Origin of the sequence: Pectobacterium parvum (genome assembly GCF_020971565.1) — a bacterium.
In the GTDB taxonomy this organism is placed as follows: domain Bacteria; phylum Pseudomonadota; class Gammaproteobacteria; order Enterobacterales; family Enterobacteriaceae; genus Pectobacterium; species Pectobacterium polare.
This window is the reverse complement of record NZ_CP087392.1, coordinates 1933065-1949775: the sequence shown is the minus strand read 5'-3', so window position 1 is coordinate 1949775 and position 16711 is coordinate 1933065. Positions and strand designations below refer to the sequence as shown.

Sequence of the window (16711 nt, the reverse complement as noted above, 5' to 3'; positions counted from 1 at the left end):
CGAGATCGCACAAAATGGATCAATAGCGGTATGGATAAGTCACGGTATGTATAAGTACCGTGCAAAAATAATGCTATTTGCGAGCCACCTTGTGGCTCTGTTTACCGCGCCGACTGGGAAACTTGAGATACTGCCAAGATCGTTTCATGAAAAAATTAAAAGACACCGACTGGTATAAAAAGCGTTACTCCAACCGCGTTCTCTTCTGGAGAGAAATCTCACCGCTCGCCTTCCCGATCTTTATTGAAGGCCTTTGCGTCGTGTTGAGGGGGGTTTTCAGCACCGTCCTGGTCAGTTGGCTGGGGAAAGAGGCCATGGCGGCCGTCGGTCTGGCTGATAGCTTCAATATGGTCATCATCGCGTTCTTTACTGCCGTCGCATTGGGGACCGCCGTTGTTGTCGCGTTCAGTCTAGGACAGCGTAACAGAAAGCAGGCACGATCGGCCGCCCGTCAATCGATGTCATTATTGGTTCTGTCATCATTTCTGTTAGTCGCGCTGGTTGAATTCGCGGGTTCAGCGATCATCGATCTGATCGCAGGACAGGCCGACATACAGGTTAAAGAACTTGCCCTCATGTTCCTTCGCTGGACGGTGTGGGGCTACCCTGCGGTCGCCATCGCACTGGTAGGCTGCGGAGCGTTGCGGGGCGCGGGCAATACCAAGTTGCCTATGGTCATCAACATTGGGATGAACATTCTCAATATTGGCATCAGTAGTCTGCTGATTTACGGGGCATTCTCCTGGGATGGCCTTGGCTTTGTTGGCGCGGGAATTGGTATTACCATTTCGCGCTATATCGGCGCGGTATTCGTGATTCTGACGCTGATGCACGGTTTTAACGGTGCGCTGCGCATTCCCTTCAAGTCTTACTTTGCGCCTTTTACCCTGTCGATCCTCTATGAAGTACTCAGTATCGGTATTCCCGCCAGCATTGAATCCGTGATGTTTAACATCGGTAAGCTGATCACCCAGCGTTTTGTGGCAGATATGGGAACCGAGGTCATTGCCGGAAACTTTATTGCTTTCTCCATCGCAACGCTGATCAACCTTCCCGGTAATTCACTCGGTGCCGCTGCTACCATTATCGTTGGCACAAGGCTGGGGAAAGGCCAAATCATGCAGTCCACCCGCCAGTTGAAGCACATCTTCTGGCTATCCAATATCGGGCTGTGCGTACTTGCCGTCCTGTCGGTGCCCGGTGCCAGCTTTTTGGCGTCGTTTTACACCAATGAGCCGGAAGTTATCGACGTGGCAAAACATCTCCTGTGGCTCAACGCGCTATTTATGCCCATCTGGGCGGCGTCCTGGGTGCTCCCTGCCGGCCTAAAAGGCGCTAAAGACGCCAGCTACACCATGTGGGTGGCAATGGCAGGCATGTGGGGATGTCGGGTCATCGCGGGATATATCCTCGGCGTGATGCTCGGTTTTGGCGTGATCGGCGTGTGGATGGGGATGTTCTTTGACTGGATTGTACGCGGGTTCTTCTATTACCGCCGCCTGATGAGCGGACGCTGGCTATGGCGCTATCTCGTCCACCAACAAATTGGTGATAGCGAGCGGATTTCCGCTCGCTTATCACACAGCAAACGGCTTAGCGACTCGGGCTCTTCACCGGAGCAAAACGGGTCGCCATGATAATCAACACGACCACACCGACGGTCATAATCATCCAGGCCTGCTCCAGACCCGCGGTATGCTGACGTATAAAACCGGCCAGCAAAGGCATCAAGCTGGCGAGGATGTAGCCACCACCCTGCACAAAGCCCATCAGTGAACCGGTTTTATGTGCTTCTGTCACCTGATCCAACGCCACAATCAGCGATAGAGGGAACAGCGCACCAATGCCAACGCCCAGCATGATAATGATGGGATACGTGAACGTCAGCGGTACCACAATCAATCCAATCATCCCCACTAGCATCACCATCAGGATAGGGAGCAGCAGCTTGCGTCGATCGGGAAAACGGTTGATGAACGTTGACACCAGCAGGCCGGAAATCACTTCCGTCATCGTTAATCCGCCCAACATCAGGCCGCTTTGCGTTGCATCTAGCCCCAGTTGAATGTAATACGGCGGCAACCATGCCAGCACCAGCGTATACGCGCCCGTACCAATGCCGAAGAACACCATCAGCAGCCAGTCCATTCCGCTTCGGCGCGTTGCTACGACAGCCACCGCATCCTGCTTCACGGTATAGGCTTTAGGGATACATCGCCAAGCCACCGCAGCCACCAGCGCCACCATTCCCCAGCAGGCCAGTGCACTTTGCCAGCCCCACACATTTGCCAGCGGAGAAACCGATGAAGCCGCAAACGCCGCACCGCTCATAATCGCAGTAGTATAAAAACCCATGAGGAGACTGCTGTGGCGACCAAAATGAAGCTTGATAAACGATGGCACCAGCGCCTGAATCAAGGCAATCCCGATTCCGGCAAGCGCAGCACTAACCAGCAACGCAATACCGCTATTCAGCCACCAGCGGGCACTACACGCCAAAGCAATGACCACGATGCCCAACGTGATTCCCCGATATTCACCAAGACGCGCCTGCAACTGGCCGCCATATAACGCACACCACCCCATAGCAAACACTGGGAGCGTGGTTAACATCCCCGCCATGCTGTCATCCAGACCCGTTGCAGCCTGAATCTGATTCAGCAATGGGCCAATCCCCGCCAGAACAGGACGTAAATTCAGACCCAACAGGATAATCGAGAAGAACAGAAAAGCCCGCGTGCGGGCCGTTGATGTCACTACCATGTATAACCTCAATAGCTTGAGTAAATCACTACGACTTGATGAACATTATCTTCACATAAAGAATCTTAACGTCAAGATAAAATCTTATGACAGGCCGACACCGCATGCATTTGATTTGATCAGCGTTAGCAAGAACAACTAAATATCGACCGACTGGAAAGTGACTGGATAAATGACTGATGATACTCATCGCTGATTTAGACAAACAGCCATAAAAAACGTCGCTTGCGATGGCCCGTAGGGTGACGGGCAGGAAATTCGCCATAAAAAAATCCGCTCTGAAAAGAGCGGATTTTTTCGACACAGCTAACAACCAACGCGGAGGGTAAACAACCCCTACAGGATTAGATTAGAAGCGGTAACCTACGCCAACAGCCCAGGCACCAACGTCAACACTGCGGATACGGCTTTGTTCGTAACCCACATCCAGAGCAACGTCCTGCATTGGGTTGAACTGAACACCCGCACCGTAGGTGAAGCCATAATCGTCGTTGCTGCTGTTGTTCTGGCCGTTGGTAGCGTTGTTCGTTACTTTACCATGGCTGAAACCAACAACGCCGTACAGGCTTGCCCAGTCATTCAGGCGGTAAGCTGGACCAGCAGTAAAGCCCATGTATTGGCCTTTATTGTAGTCGCTGCCATCGCTACCATTTTTTTCCAGGTAGGTGAATGAGCTAATAACGCCCAGTGGGTTATTATCTTGCTCGTAACGATATTTCAGGTTAAAGCCTTTAACTTTATTTTGTACGCCCTGAGCATCACCTTGAGCATAGCCTGCAGTTACAGTACTTTGACCAGCAAATGCAGAACCTGCGCCAACGGCTAATACACAAGCCAGAGCGGAAAGACACGCGATTTTTTTCATATTTACAGCCTCAAATTCATTTTATGAAAGACTAACTAACGGAGTAAATATAACAAAGAAACTCGGAACTTGCCGCCCTATAAATATTTATCAATTAGACTTTAGATGTAACAAATATTGTCAAAACCAATCTATCACACTAATTATATTGAGTTTTTTATTGTGACAGTTAGATTAAAAATAAATTCACCACACAGTAGTAAAACAGACAATTCCTAATTCCCCGCTCAGTTTGTATGCTAATGGTATTGCACAAAAACGCGCCAGTTAAATGATGCGTAAATAAAGGTCAATAAAAGTCAATTCATACCAGACAAATTGTTTACAATTGGATATAATAGCAACGGAATGTTGTATCTGTTTTAAGGCCAAAAGAATGACCTTATTTACCCATCGCTCGCCATCATTTTTACCTGTCTTGCTCATCATTATCTCGATGCTTTCTATCCAAAGCGGTGCTGCTCTGGCCAAAAGTCTGTTTCCGCTCATTGGAGCCACTGGTGTCACAGCACTGCGTCTGGGAATTGGTACGATCATTCTGTGCATCATCTTCAAGCCGTGGCGGATGCGATTTAGCAGTAACCGCCTGCCGCTGCTGGTGTATGGCATTACGCTGGGCGGGATGAACTTTCTGTTTTACCTCTCATTACAAACGGTGCCGCTCGGCATTGCTGTCGCACTGGAATTCACCGGCCCGCTTGCCGTTGCTATGTTAGCCTCACGTAGACCGATTGATTTTCTCTGGGTTTTTCTGGCAGTTGCCGGGTTATGGTTTTTATTGCCGCTGGGCCACAACATCAGCAATGTTGATTTGGTGGGCGCAACCTGTGCTGTTGGTGCCGGTGCCTGCTGGGCGTTCTATATTCTGTTTGGGCAAAAAGCAGGGGCAAATCATGGTCCGGGAACCGTTGCCATCGGCTCCTGCATAGCCGCGCTGATATTTTGCCCTATCGGTGCATATTACGCGGAAAGCACGCTGTTTTCACTCTCGATACTCCCGCTCGGTATTGCCGTCGCGATTCTGTCCACCGCGCTTCCCTACTCTCTGGAGATGGTGGCACTAACGCGCCTACCCGCCAGAACGTTCAGCACCCTGATGAGTATGGAACCTGCTATTGCCGCCTTATCGGGGATTATATTCCTCGGCGAACACTTGGCGTTCATGCAATGGATGGCGCTTATCTTTATTATTATCGCGTCAATAGGTGCAACGTTGACAATAAAACCAGCAGGCGCAACAAAAGCAACAGCTCAGGCAGAATGAATGCTTATTTCCTTGGGGAAGTGTTGCAGAAAGGCTTCACATTCCCGAGGTGAACGCAGAATAATAAAGCGGATATGGCGGTAGCACGGATCTGCTAAATCCGCCAAATACCGTTCACAGTTTCTCGCATACGTTTTTATTGTCCAGAGGGTAATCGAATCTCGGCTAAGGAAACTGCGGATAAAAGATTTTTTATTACCTGTGCCACTCCAGAGATCCTCTTTACGCCATGCCGACCGACGATACGCGCGCCGTATCGCCTGATAGAGCGTGCGGGTAAAACCGTAGTCGACCCAAATCACAACATCAACATTGCGTCATTTGATATCACGTGTTCGATTATAGTTGCCATCCAGTACCCAACAGTTAGGCGCCAGTACACTTTCAAGCCGTTGAAAAAAATCGGCATCCGTCTGTGCTTGCCAGTTCTTCAGCCAAAACTATGCATTCATTTAAAAATAATGCATCCATTTCAATGTACGGAATAGTCAATTTTCCAGACAAACGGCGAGCAAGCGTCGATTTGCCACTTCTGCTGGTGCCAATAATATTCATTATCATTCTGAACAGCTCTCTTTTCCAACACATAATATACTTTAAGAGAAAAACGATGCATTCATTCTTTTCAACGAGAAAGATGGAGAATAATAACTATTTCCATCTAAGTTATGATGATATTTATTAATATATGAGATTATGTTTCATAGGTAGTTAAAAGAGTTACTTGTCGTCACTTTCATATTATTGATATCAGATAAATCCTGACCAAAAACAATCAGAATATCGTTATGCTAGAGCTATTCATTTGATAGGCAATTCTTTTCAATATTAATTTTTATCACTGCTATAATTAGTCACATTAAACGATGAATAATTAGAGGATAACGATTATGTCTACCGCCAAACTCGTGAAATCAGCACCATCCGAACTGCTTTACACTCGCAATGATTTGGATGATAGCGTGAAGACCTCGACGATCACGCTGTTAAACCAACTGGTTGTTGATTTTATCGACCTGTCGTTGATTACCAAACAGGCGCACTGGAACATGCGCGGCGCAAATTTTATCGCGGTTCATGAAATGCTGGATGGCTTCCGTACGTCAATTATTGACCACCAGGACACCATCGCCGAGCGCGTAGTACAAATAGGCGGTGTTGCGCTGGGTACTGTGCAAATTGTGGGTAAACAAACTTCGCTGAAAAGCTATCCAACCAACATCCATAACGTTCAGGATCATCTTAAAGCGTTGGCCGAGCGCTATGCGATTGTTGCCAACAACGTACGTAAAGCCATTGGTAAAACGGAAGATGAGGCCTCTGCAGACATTCTGACCGCCGCATCACGCGATCTGGATCAGTTCCTGTGGTTCATTGAATCAAACATCGAATAGTCGGCGTTATCATCCCGCGAACGCGTTCAAGGCTGCTTAGGCAGTAATGCTGATCAGTTAAGGATCAGTTGAACGATCCAATAGCTGTGTAAGAATCCGGAAGTGTTCTTCATTTCCGGATTTTTTATGCGTATCTCTCAGGCCATCGACCTCGTTTCACGTTACGATTCGACCCGTAATCCTTTGACTTCTCTTGGCGACTTTCTTGACCCAGAACTTATTGCCCGTTGCCTTGCTGAGTCCGGCGTGGTCACCCTGCGTAAACGCCGTCTTCCTCTCGAAATGATGGTCTGGTGCGTTGTCGGCATGGCGCTTGAACGTAAGGAGCCGCTTCATCAGATTGTCAATCGGCTGGATATTATGCTGCCCGGTAACCGTCCCTTTGTTGCTCCCAGCGCGGTTATCCAGGCCCGACAGCGGCTCGGAAGTGACGCCGTTCGACGGGTGTTCACGCACACCGCTCACTTGTGGCACAACGCTGTGGCGCATCCCCACTGGTGTGGATTGACGTTACTGGCGATGGATGGCGTCGTCTGGCGCACACAGGAAACACCTGAAAATGATACCGCCTTCCCGCGCCAGACTTACTGCGGCCAACCTGGCCCCTACCCGCAGGTCAAAATGGTCTGTCAGATGGAGCTGACCAGCCATCTGATAACCGCAGCAGCCTTCGGTACGATGAAAGACAGCGAATATACCCTGGCTGAGCAACTGATAGACCAGACCGCAGATAATACGCTGACGCTGCTCGATAAAGGGTATTACTCATTAGGGTTGCTGAATGCCTCGAAGCGTGCGGGAGAACACCGACACTGGATGATACCGCTTAAGAAAGGTACCCGTTACGAGGAGGTCCGGAAACTGGGAAAAGGCGATCATCTGGTACAGTTGAAAACTACGCCACAATCCCGCAAAAAATGGCCGGGACTGAGTACAGAAGTGACAGCCCGATTACTGACCTATAGCCGTAAAGGAAAAATCTATCAGTTACTGACTTCGATGACTGATGGCATGCGTTATCCGGGAGGTGAAATGGTTGAGCTTTACAGTCACCGTTGGGAAATCGAGTTGGGTTACCGTGAAATCAAACAGACAATGCAACTGAGCAGACTGACACTGAGAAGCAAAAAACCGGAACTTGTGGAGCAGGAGTTATGGGGTGTGCTGCTGGCGTATAATCTCGTGAGATATCAGATGATTAAAATGGCCAGTCAACTGAAAGGTTACTGGCCAAATCAGCTGAGCTTCTCAGAATCCTGCGGGCTGGTCATGAGGATGTTGATGACGCTTCAGGGTGCATCGCCGGGTCGTATCCCTGAACTACTGCGAGATCTGGAGAGTATGGGACAGATGGTGAAGCTGCCGATAAGAAGAGAAAGAACCTTCCCGAGAGTGGTGAAAGAAAGGCCTTATAAATATCGAAAAGCGAAGAAAAACAGCCAGTCAGTTGCTTAACTGACTGGCATTACTGCTTAGGCAGCCTTTTTTCTGCCCGTCTCCCGACTCAAACCGCCCTCTTTTCTGGCATAACCTGCATAAACCACGTATTTTATCCGTTAAGACGCTCAAAAAATTAGCTTTCGCCTGCATTAATTGTGCAGAACGCTAATCAACGGTTGTTTCCCTCCTATAAATCAGTTAATCATAGCAGTACCTTGCCTGAGCGAATCGGCGATTAAAATTTCATCGCAGGCAAGGTAATAAAATAAAAACAACAGGTTAAGTGTAACGCATGATTATTAACCTCATGCTTAAATAGGTTTCACTTTCGTACTATGCTTAAAACGCCTGTAAAACAAAAAGCTCCCACAACTGCTAATAGGAAGGGTTTGATGAAATCACTACTTAAGGCCTCTTTGGCTGCACTGACGCTGATGATGAGCGTATCTAGCTATGCCGCTGAGAAAGAACTGATTGTCGCGACAGACACCGCTTTCGTCCCTTTTGAATTCAAACAAGGCGACAAGTACGTCGGTTTTGACATCGACCTCTGGGATGCTATCGCTAAACAGCTCAATCTGAAGTACACCCTGAAGCCAATGGACTTCGGCGGCATTATTCCTGCACTGCAAACGCGCAACATTGATCTGGCGCTCGCAGGCATTACCATTACTGAAGAGCGTAAAAAAGCAATCGATTTCTCTGACGGTTACTACAACAGCGGCCTGCTGGTAATGGTCAAAGCGGACAACAACGATATTAAAGGCGAGCAGGATTTGGCCGGTAAAGTGGTTGCGGTGAAGAGCGGCACAGGTTCCGTTGATTACGCGAAAGCCAATATCAAAACCAAAGATCTGCGCCAGTTCCCGAACATCGACAACGCCTATATGGAACTGGGTACCAACCGTGCTGATGCCGTCCTGCACGACACGCCAAATATCCTCTACTTCATCAAAACCGCAGGCAACGGCCAGTTTAAAGCGGTAGGTGATTCCATTAAAGCTCAGCAATACGGCATCGCGTTCCCGAAAGGCAGCAACGAGCTGCGTGAAAAAGTGAATGGCGCTCTGAAAACACTGCGTGAAAACGGCACTTATGCTGAGATCTACAAGAAGTGGTTTGGCGTAGAACCTAAGTAATTGCCGATTTAATCTGGAGATATTTCATGCAGTTTGATTGGAGTGCCATTTGGCCTTCTCTGCCCCTCCTGATGGAAGGGGCAAAAATGACGTTGTTGATTTCTGTTCTGGGTCTGCTTGGCGGCCTAGTGATTGGCGTAGTCGCGGGTTTTGCCCGCGCCTACGGCGGCTGGTTTTCCAGCCGCATTTCGCTCGTTTTTATTGAAATTATTCGCGGCACCCCGATTGTTGTGCAGGTGATGTTTATTTACTTCGCCTTGCCGATGATTTTCACATCCGTACGAATCGACCCTTTTGCCGCCGCCGTCGTCACCATCATGATTAACTCTGGTGCTTACATCGCGGAAATCACCCGTGGTTCGGTATTGTCGATTCATAACGGCTTCCGTGAAGCAGGTCTGGCGCTTGGGCTGTCTCGCAGCGCGACGTTACGCCATGTGATTGCCCCACTCGCCCTGCGCCGCATGCTGCCGCCGCTGGGTAACCAGTGGATTATCAGCATCAAAGATACGTCACTGTTTATTGTTATCGGCGTGGCTGAACTCACGCGTTCAGGCCAGGAAATCATCGCGGGCAACTTCCGTGCGCTGGAAATCTGGACTGCGGTTGCCATTATTTACCTGTGCATCACGCTGATCCTCAGCTTTATTCTGCGTCGTCTGGAAAGAAGACTTAAGATTATATGATTGAATTTAAAAACGTATCCAAACACTTTGGCAAGACACAGGTCTTACACAATATCGATCTCACCATCGGTCAGGGTGAAGTTGTGGTCATCATCGGGCCTTCGGGTTCGGGTAAATCCACGCTTCTGCGCTGCATCAACAAGCTGGAAGAAATTACCAGCGGTGAATTGGTTGTTGACGGCCTTAAAGTGAACGATCCGCGCGTTGACGAGCGTTTAATCCGTCAGGAAGCCGGGATGGTATTCCAGCAGTTTTACCTGTTCCCGCATCTTACCGCGCTGGAAAACGTCGCGTTCGGCCCTATTCGGGTACGCGGCGCGAGTAAAGCCGATGCCGAGAAGCTGGCGCTGGAATTGCTGGCGAAAGTGGGCCTGTCAGAACGCGCGCATCATTACCCTTCCGAGCTTTCCGGCGGTCAACAGCAGCGTGTGGCCATCGCCCGCGCTTTAGCAGTTAAACCGAAACTGATGCTGTTTGATGAGCCGACATCGGCACTCGACCCGGAACTGCGCCATGAAGTGCTGACCGTCATGAAAGATCTGGCCGAAGAAGGCATGACGATGGTCATCGTCACTCACGAAGTGGGCTTTGCCCATAAAGTAGCTTCGCGTCTGATCTTTATTGATAAAGGCCGCATCGCAGAAGATGGCGACCCGGAAACGCTGATTACGAATCCACCCAGCGATCGTCTGCGTGAATTCCTGCAACACGTATCTTGATCAACAAGGGGGCTTTCGCCCCCTTTCTCTTACTCGCAATGTCAGCGAACGTTATGCCTGCGAACGCGGATATTCTCGTTCAATAAACGCTGCAAAATCCTGGCACATCTTCTCATCGCCCTGTTCATTATCCGCCAGCACGCGACTGCCATCGACCACGCGAATACGTGCGTCCAGATCGAAATCCGCAGCAGGCTGAGGACGACACGTTGCCTGAGCCATGGTGCTTTCCGCCTGTTGCCAGGCTTCATCGACCGTTAGATTACAGGCCTGCGCTAGATAAGCAGGATTGAAGCCCTCACCGGTCAGGCTACGCAGCGTATCGTCATGACTTACGCTATTGCCCGGATGCCAATAGTGTTGTGCCAAATCAGGGCCGATGGCCGGGTTATCCGTCAGGTAGCCGTCACGTTGCAGGAAATAGCTGCGCGTCTGCTCAACCGCCATCAATGCCAGCAGATATCCCTGATAAGAACACGCCGACTCCATGGACAGAAGATGAGGGATCGCCAACGTCGGGCGCGGGCTACCGCTAATGCCCAAAATACGCTGTTCGGTGTCACGTGCCAGTTTTGTCATCGCTTCCGGCGTACGCGCCTCGTCGTCCCACGAATAGAGCTGCCACTCGAAGTACGGCACCAGCAGGATGTGCCGCTCATTGAAAGCGCGCATCGGCTGCTGCGTGCTGATATCCGCGCGGATCAATTCATCAGGAATCGTCTCTCCCTGTGCATTCTTTGCATAGCGTTTTAACCAGTCAGCATCACCCAGCAGGCTGTCGCAGAACATGGACTGCGTTTCCGCATAAGCCATTGAGGTTGGCGGAAACTCCTGTGAAAAACAGGGTGCATTCTGCCGGATATTGGCAAAATGCGCGGCGTGCCCACCTTCATGAAACAGCGTATTAATGCCGCTGGCACCGCTGCCAATCTGATCCGGTTTTGCCAGACTGGTGAAATTAATCCGTGCAGGAACCCATTTTCCTTCCTGCACAAACGGCGGCACCGGGCCATGCATAAAGCCGTTCTCGTATTTACCTTTGCGCACCAGCAAATCGAGCTGCATTTCTGCACCGTTAAACCCAATGCGCAAACGCTTAAAGCTGTTGATCCAACGCTCCAGCGACGCAGAGAAAGGGAAATAGGGATCGAGCTGGCGCGTCACATCACCCGCGCTGGCATAGCGAATATTCCACGGTTGCAGAGCATCCTCGCCCTTTTCATCCGCCAGATTTTTCAGGCTACGAGCATTCGCTTCACGCGTCTGTTCTTCAAAAGGATCGAGGATGGCAAAAAGCTGCTCCGGCGTCATCCGCTCCGTCTTGTTGAGCTTATAGTCAAAATAGTTACGGTAGCCTATCTGACGGGCAAAGCGGTTGCGCAATGAAATCAGCTCAGGGAAACCATTCTGCAACAGCCACTGCTCAAGATCGCGCAGCGCCTGCTGGGAACTTTGACGATAGGCTTCGGTATTATTGGTCGTCTGGTTGGTCAGCAGTTCTCCGAGCGAGGCGGGAACCCGTTCCCCTTTGGCATCCAGATGCGTCATTTCATAGGATTTACGCTTGGCGTATAACGCACTTTCGGCCGCAATAATTTCATCCATCAACGCCTGCGCCTGCGGGTCTTCAATCACGTTGCAGTCGAAAAATCGATACCAGCCTTGCAAACCGTGCGACAGCGCCTGCTGTTGCTCATCGCGCGGGCTATTTTCCAGTGTCGTAAGATGGGCTCTGAGTTCAGCCAGACGCTGTGGCTGCGAAATAAAGCGCTTATAAGCACTTTCTGCGGCGGAGAAACACTCAGATACCTCAGCGTTGCCCGTTCCCATATACAGTTGCCAAAACAGTTCTTCTTTCGCGTGATGAACCGCAAGATAGTCGCGATTCAAGGCGTTAAAATAGTCCGCTACCTGTTGCATGCTATTCCTTCTCTCTTCAAATGACAGCCGTCTGGCTGCGTGAAGTGGCGCGATAAACGCGTCCGAATCCGCTCCGGCAAACCGATCAGCCAAGGCGTTTTTTAATCGTGGCGACAGCCTGTTCCATTGTCGCCGCTTCACCAGCAGCAACCAGACAGCATGCCAGTTGCAGACGGATCGCCTGCGGTATGGCAATTTCACCCGTCAGGCACTGTACCGTCCAGCGCGCCGTGGTTGCGGCATCCTTCGCAATCGGCAACGCATCAGGTGCGACGCTGATATCCTGCCGAAGTTGCAGCACGTTGGTATTTTGCTGATGGATGAAATGAATTTCCGGGCAACGCTGCGGGTTGGCGTAAACCTCGCCCTCCGTACCGTGCATCAAAAGCGCACGCCCGTTGATGTCATTAAAAAATGTCCCCACGCGGGAAACATACTCAGGGTGGGAAACGCTGGCGACACGCAGCGCGTCGCTTTCACCAAACGGCGTCGCCACCTTAGCCAGCGTGTGGCTACTGTTACGCACGCCCATACGCCAGCGCAGCTGTAGCTGGCGATCGATAGCCGGACATAACGTCGAAACAGGGATAAATACCGGGCTACCGTTATCAAGCTCCTGCTGAGCCTGCTCGGCACTCTCGGCAATCGTCACACCGAGGTTACGCAAAATCTCGGCGCTGGTAACACGGGTCGGATCCTCGTTGACGCCGTGAACCACAACCGGAAAACCCAGTTTTGCCAACAGCAGCGCCAAGAGCGGCGTCAGGTTTGCCTGCTTCCGCGCCCCGTTATAGCTAGGAACCACGACTGGCATAGGAAAGCCCGCAGGCGGCGTCAGGCGCAACACATGCTCGTTCATCGCCTGATAAAAACCCAGCATCTCGGATTCCGATTCGCCTTTGATGCGAAACGCAATCAACAGCCCACCGAGCTCCAGATCCGGCACATCACCACGCAGCATTGCGCTATACAGTTCATAAGCCGTGGTCCGATCGACATCACGCGCATGATTTTTCCCGCGCCCCACTTCTTTGATAATTTTGGTGTAATCCATGTTGGCCTCTCATTTGCGGCGACACAGTAAAGAACTTATCAATGAAAATAACATGTTTACCGAGTTTCTGGTCACTCTGGCGCAGAGGAAATTGCTATCACGCGGCTTTTTAGCCAGCATCAGGAACGCCATCCTTACCCCGCGCGGGAAAGTACTTATAGATGGTTTTTTCTGACACGCCGATAATATTCGCTACCTGAAGGCGCGTAGCCCCTGTCGCTAACATCGCCCCGGCTCGACAAAGCACATTTTGCGTCATAAGCCGTTTACGCCCGCCGATGCGCCCCTCTAACCGAGCAGCATCGAGGCCAGCACGTGTCCGTTCGACAATCAGTTCCCGTTCCATCTCCGCCAGTGCACTCATCACATGAAAGAAGAAACGACCCGCGGGGGTAGAAGTATCAATACTATCCGTCAGGCTGCGAAAATGGATGCCTTTCGCCTGCAATGCGGATACCAGCTCAATCAAATCACGCACGCTGCGCCCTAGCCTGTCCAGCTTCCATACCATCAGCGTATCGCCACGCCGCAACCGCCTGATCGCCTTTTTTAACCCCGGCCGCTGTGCATTCTTGCCACTGGCAGTATCCTCAAAAATCAGCTCACATTCTGCGCGAATCAGCGCTCTTTTCTGTAATTCCGTATTTTGATCGGTAGTAGACACTCGCGCATAGCCAATCAACATTTCATAACCCCATGAAATGATTGATTGTATTTTTATTATCTCATTCTCGCAAACCTCGGTTTTAAAGAAATTATTGAGACGGGTGCTGGTGCAGGATATTACTGGCGAAAATATGCGGATGCGATGATAGAGCTTTTTGCCAGCGAAGATGTCGTAATGGGTTCTAATAAAAATGTTATATTTCCAATTAATATCAAGGAGATGATTTTTATCACTGCAAATGATATCGGAGGATACAATGGTGGAAATGCTTACACAGTACGGATTTCTAATGTAACAAACACTGGTTTTTTGGTTTCATGGGATAGATTTAATGAAAATGGTATTTGGAACAAAAAAACACTTTACTACCATATAATTGCTAAATCAGCATAGGTTGTGGCCCTATTGGGCCACTTTTCATACTAAATATATATTTTAGGATTTTTATTTAATATCATAAACAATGATTGTTGCCATATCAGTATCACGAGGAGAAACAATATCTGTATCTGCGACAGAAAATGAAACTATATTTTTCCCCAACATTGCAGCACTAATTGACGTGGGTTGATTATCTGCTCCTATAGTGACCGAATCTAATGAGTCATCAAAATCATAATGAGATGAATATGATGAGGAAACTATAGGTGCGTTTGGTACTGAAACAGGTTTATTAAGAGTCATATAATACGAATTATATGATGCACCAGATGTACTTATATGTCCCATCCATGAGCAGCCGACCTCACGATAGATAAATCCTGCCACTCTGAACGTCTTGCTGTTCCCGACCTGGATACCATGATTTTGATAGCGAATACGGATGGTTGCCTGATTATTATTTCCTGCTGGAAATGTCATTGATGTAACAACAAATTTCCCAACAGGATTATATCGACTGGTCGATTTCCCCGGTATGACTACTGCGTTATTTTCCAGAAGAAATAAAAGGGTCTTTCCAACCTCAACAAAACGGCCATGCGATCTAATTTCAAAGACTACCTCAAGAGTATCATTGCTAATCGCCGTAAAATTTAAACTTTGCATTAAATGCGATGAAAATTGCAGCAACGCAACAGGTGTCAAATTAAATTCCCCCAAACCGAGGTTTGCGGGAGTCAGAGTAATATCTTTTGACCCATCGAACTCAACACCGTTAATTTTTCGAGATGTCGCCAGCTTGGTAGCCGCCACCGCAGTTCCAGCAATAGGTAATGCCCCAATATCAGCAGCGGTCGGTTTATCTTGATCGGTATAAATACGCGCCCATGGCCTTTCAAAACCGTGATTATCGCGAGCACTTCGGTATTTCAACCCACCATTCGCATAGTTGAAGTGAAACTGGGCGGCTGATGTTGAACCGGTATTTAACCCTATATGCCAAATAAGAGAGGCATCCCCTCCATTATCTTTTAAATAAGCACCAGTGGGGCTATTCCATGCAAGATCATCATTTTTATAAACGACACCTGATGAGCCCTGTCGGACATAATGATTATCGGCATCTGCTTTTGTTATAGCTCCAACATCTGCTGCGGTAGGCTTATTTGCCGTATCGTAATCCAACACCCAGGCAGACCATGCTCCTGAATATTGGGTTCGTTTGTAACAGCGGGAGTTGTTGTAAATACGGTAAACCTGAGTAATGCCAGCATGTTTCAGCACTTCAAGCGAACCGGCCTGCGCTTCTGGATAATTTTTGCCCGATGCTGCCTGCGCATTTACCGCCTGATGGTATAGCCCCGGTGTGGTATAGGTATTCAAATCAACAGCATTGCCGATAGATAACGATGCCGAGAAAATACCCTGAGAATTCACATCGATATCTGCCGTGCCGTCAAATGCCACACCAGCAATCTTTCTCGCGACGGCCAATTTTGTCGCGGCTGCCGCCGTTCCCGCCACTGGCAACGCACCAATATTTGCTGGCGTCAGGGCAATATTCGCCGAACCATCAAACGGTACGCCGTTGATGGTGCGAGGCGTTGCAAGTTTTGCCGCCGCCTGAGCAACTGCCTTCTCTGGTAACGCACCTACATCAGTTGCGGTAGGTTTGTTTTTCGTATTGTAATCACGTCTCCAGCCAGGAGAATAATCAACCCCGTTATAGATATAAGTGAATTGTGCATTCGCTGAGTCACTAAGCCCAGCTGGCGTTGTTGAAGGCGTAGTTATCCTGATTGTCGTGGCATCGTGTTGTCCCATAACCTCAACCACGGAGCCAGCCAGTGGTATCTGACCACACTCTGTATCAGAAATGATTTTATTGTGGGTGTACGACCACGAACCACGACAAGCCCAATAGGCATGGACAAAAGCGCCCTGACTTTCTAACCAGCCAATAAACTCAGCCGTTGTCCATGAACCGGCACTTCCTCCGATGGGGATCGATGAGCTGTATGCACGCGATGAACCAAGATTGCGGTTAAACAGTTCTCTATCCTGAATATCTGCACCGTTTTGGTCTTTCGCCAGTTTCGTTGCAGCAACAGATTTAACAAACGCCGTTGTCGCCACCTGCTGGCTATTGTTATCGGTTGCAGGCGTTGGTGCTTTCGGTGTGCCGGTGAAAGTGGGGTTCGCCTTCGGCGCATATTGCGTATGCGGATCGGCGGCGGCAGCGTGTGTCGCCAGATCGCTGCCTGTTTTTTCCTGCTCTTTTTTCAAATAGCGGGTACGATTAGCCAATTCTTTAGCCTGTCGGTTTGAAACACCGTCCGGTCCACCCACGACCGGATCTGACGTTTCGATTTGGTAAATACCATCAACCCATTGCGGGTTCTCTGACAAATTCGCCATG

At 49.5% G+C, this 16711-nt stretch carries 14 protein-coding genes and 1 pseudogene; 8 read left to right on the top strand and 7 right to left on the bottom strand.

Annotation, left to right across the window (positions count from 1 at the left end):
• Window positions 1–146 precede the first annotated feature (146 nt).
• Entirely contained in the window at window positions 147–1637 is a 1491-nt protein-coding gene (locus LOZ86_RS08765) for an EmmdR/YeeO family multidrug/toxin efflux MATE transporter (RefSeq protein WP_284145704.1), read from the top strand.
• Here LOZ86_RS08765 and LOZ86_RS08760 read toward each other — a convergent pair.
• Together LOZ86_RS08760 and ompX are read right to left on the bottom strand one after the other, a co-directional pair.
• Window positions 1594–2763 (bottom strand): MFS transporter, encoded by a 1170-nt coding sequence (locus LOZ86_RS08760; RefSeq protein WP_039480182.1) that lies wholly within the window; start codon window positions 2761–2763, stop codon window positions 1594–1596. The two genes, LOZ86_RS08765 and LOZ86_RS08760, sit on opposite strands and share 44 nt — an antisense overlap.
• A 349-nt stretch (window positions 2764–3112) precedes the next feature.
• Window positions 3113–3628, bottom strand: a complete 516-nt coding sequence (ompX, locus tag LOZ86_RS08755; RefSeq protein ID WP_010294853.1) for an outer membrane protein OmpX — start codon at window positions 3626–3628, stop codon at window positions 3113–3115.
• A 376-nt stretch (window positions 3629–4004) separates the two neighbouring features.
• Here ompX and rhtA point away from each other — a divergent pair, with 376 nt between their 5' ends.
• Window positions 4005–4892 carry a threonine/homoserine exporter RhtA gene (rhtA, locus tag LOZ86_RS08750; RefSeq protein ID WP_230243084.1) on the top strand — a complete coding sequence of 296 codons (888 nt, stop codon included), beginning with the start codon at window positions 4005–4007 and terminating at the stop codon, window positions 4890–4892.
• On the opposite strand, the pseudogene LOZ86_RS08745 reads toward rhtA, so the two are convergent.
• Window positions 4880–5453, bottom strand: a pseudogene (locus tag LOZ86_RS08745) (P-loop NTPase family protein). The gene rhtA and the pseudogene LOZ86_RS08745 overlap by 13 nt on opposite strands.
• 329 nt (window positions 5454–5782) lie before the next feature.
• Here LOZ86_RS08745 and dps point away from each other — a divergent pair.
• From dps to glnQ, 5 genes are all read left to right on the top strand, one after another.
• A complete protein-coding gene (dps, locus tag LOZ86_RS08740) occupies window positions 5783–6286 on the top strand; it encodes a DNA starvation/stationary phase protection protein Dps (protein WP_230243082.1) in 504 nt (167 codons plus the stop codon).
• A 126-nt stretch (window positions 6287–6412) separates the two neighbouring features.
• The gene (locus tag LOZ86_RS08735) at window positions 6413–7741 is read left to right on the top strand and encodes an IS4 family transposase (protein ID WP_230243081.1); all 1329 of its coding nucleotides are present in this window, start codon (window positions 6413–6415) and stop codon (window positions 7739–7741) included.
• 377 nt (window positions 7742–8118) lie between these two features.
• Window positions 8119–8865: a glutamine ABC transporter substrate-binding protein GlnH gene (gene glnH, locus LOZ86_RS08730; protein ID WP_039480175.1), complete on the top strand. Its 747-nt coding sequence runs from the start codon at window positions 8119–8121 to the stop codon at window positions 8863–8865.
• Window positions 8866–8891: 26 nt separating this feature from the next.
• Entirely contained in the window at window positions 8892–9551 is a 660-nt protein-coding gene (glnP, locus tag LOZ86_RS08725; protein ID WP_010294864.1) for a glutamine ABC transporter permease GlnP, read from the top strand.
• Complete coding sequence (gene glnQ, locus LOZ86_RS08720) at window positions 9548–10270, top strand: glutamine ABC transporter ATP-binding protein GlnQ (RefSeq protein ID WP_014914973.1); 723 nt, start codon at window positions 9548–9550, stop codon at window positions 10268–10270. The genes glnP and glnQ overlap by 4 nt, the downstream gene beginning before the upstream one ends.
• A gap of 51 nt (window positions 10271–10321) precedes the next feature.
• Here glnQ and LOZ86_RS08715 read toward each other — a convergent pair whose 3' ends face one another.
• The 3 genes from LOZ86_RS08715 to LOZ86_RS08705 form a co-directional block, all read right to left on the bottom strand.
• Entirely contained in the window at window positions 10322–12190 is a 1869-nt protein-coding gene (locus tag LOZ86_RS08715) for a M3 family metallopeptidase (RefSeq protein WP_230243080.1), read from the bottom strand.
• Between the two features lie 85 nt (window positions 12191–12275).
• Window positions 12276–13244, bottom strand: a complete 969-nt coding sequence (gene ybiB, locus LOZ86_RS08710) for a DNA-binding protein YbiB (protein ID WP_230243079.1) — start codon at window positions 13242–13244, stop codon at window positions 12276–12278.
• A 109-nt stretch (window positions 13245–13353) separates the two neighbouring features.
• Window positions 13354–13929 (bottom strand): recombinase family protein, encoded by a 576-nt coding sequence (locus tag LOZ86_RS08705; RefSeq protein WP_230243078.1) that lies wholly within the window; start codon window positions 13927–13929, stop codon window positions 13354–13356.
• Between the two features lie 24 nt (window positions 13930–13953).
• Here LOZ86_RS08705 and LOZ86_RS08700 point away from each other — a divergent pair, with 24 nt between their 5' ends.
• Window positions 13954–14304 carry a hypothetical protein gene (locus LOZ86_RS08700; protein ID WP_230243077.1) on the top strand — a complete coding sequence of 117 codons (351 nt, stop codon included), beginning with the start codon at window positions 13954–13956 and terminating at the stop codon, window positions 14302–14304.
• 51 nt (window positions 14305–14355) lie between these two features.
• On the opposite strand, the gene LOZ86_RS08695 is transcribed toward LOZ86_RS08700, so the two are convergent.
• Entirely contained in the window at window positions 14356–16710 is a 2355-nt protein-coding gene (locus LOZ86_RS08695; protein ID WP_230243076.1) for a pyocin knob domain-containing protein, read from the bottom strand.
• Window position 16711 lies beyond the last annotated feature (1 nt).

What these genes read in the sequence shown, in the direction of transcription:
- glnQ (WP_014914973.1), top strand. Translation starts at nt 9,548, where the DNA reads ATGATTGAATTTAAAAACGTATCCAAACACTTTGGCAAGACACAGGTC.
- dps (WP_230243082.1), top strand. Translation starts at nt 5,783, where the DNA reads ATGTCTACCGCCAAACTCGTGAAATCAGCACCATCCGAACTGCTTTAC.
- LOZ86_RS08705 (WP_230243078.1), bottom strand. Translation starts at nt 13,929, where the DNA reads ATGTTGATTGGCTATGCGCGAGTGTCTACTACCGATCAAAATACGGAA.
- glnP (WP_010294864.1), top strand. Translation starts at nt 8,892, where the DNA reads ATGCAGTTTGATTGGAGTGCCATTTGGCCTTCTCTGCCCCTCCTGATG.
- ompX (WP_010294853.1), bottom strand. Translation starts at nt 3,628, where the DNA reads ATGAAAAAAATCGCGTGTCTTTCCGCTCTGGCTTGTGTATTAGCCGTT.
- LOZ86_RS08695 (WP_230243076.1), bottom strand. Translation starts at nt 16,710, where the DNA reads ATGGCGAATTTGTCAGAGAACCCGCAATGGGTTGATGGTATTTACCAA.
- LOZ86_RS08760 (WP_039480182.1), bottom strand. Translation starts at nt 2,763, where the DNA reads ATGGTAGTGACATCAACGGCCCGCACGCGGGCTTTTCTGTTCTTCTCG.
- rhtA (WP_230243084.1), top strand. Translation starts at nt 4,005, where the DNA reads ATGACCTTATTTACCCATCGCTCGCCATCATTTTTACCTGTCTTGCTC.
- LOZ86_RS08735 (WP_230243081.1), top strand. Translation starts at nt 6,413, where the DNA reads ATGCGTATCTCTCAGGCCATCGACCTCGTTTCACGTTACGATTCGACC.
- LOZ86_RS08765 (WP_284145704.1), top strand. Translation starts at nt 147, where the DNA reads ATGAAAAAATTAAAAGACACCGACTGGTATAAAAAGCGTTACTCCAAC.
- ybiB (WP_230243079.1), bottom strand. Translation starts at nt 13,244, where the DNA reads ATGGATTACACCAAAATTATCAAAGAAGTGGGGCGCGGGAAAAATCAT.
- LOZ86_RS08715 (WP_230243080.1), bottom strand. Translation starts at nt 12,190, where the DNA reads ATGCAACAGGTAGCGGACTATTTTAACGCCTTGAATCGCGACTATCTT.
- glnH (WP_039480175.1), top strand. Translation starts at nt 8,119, where the DNA reads ATGAAATCACTACTTAAGGCCTCTTTGGCTGCACTGACGCTGATGATG.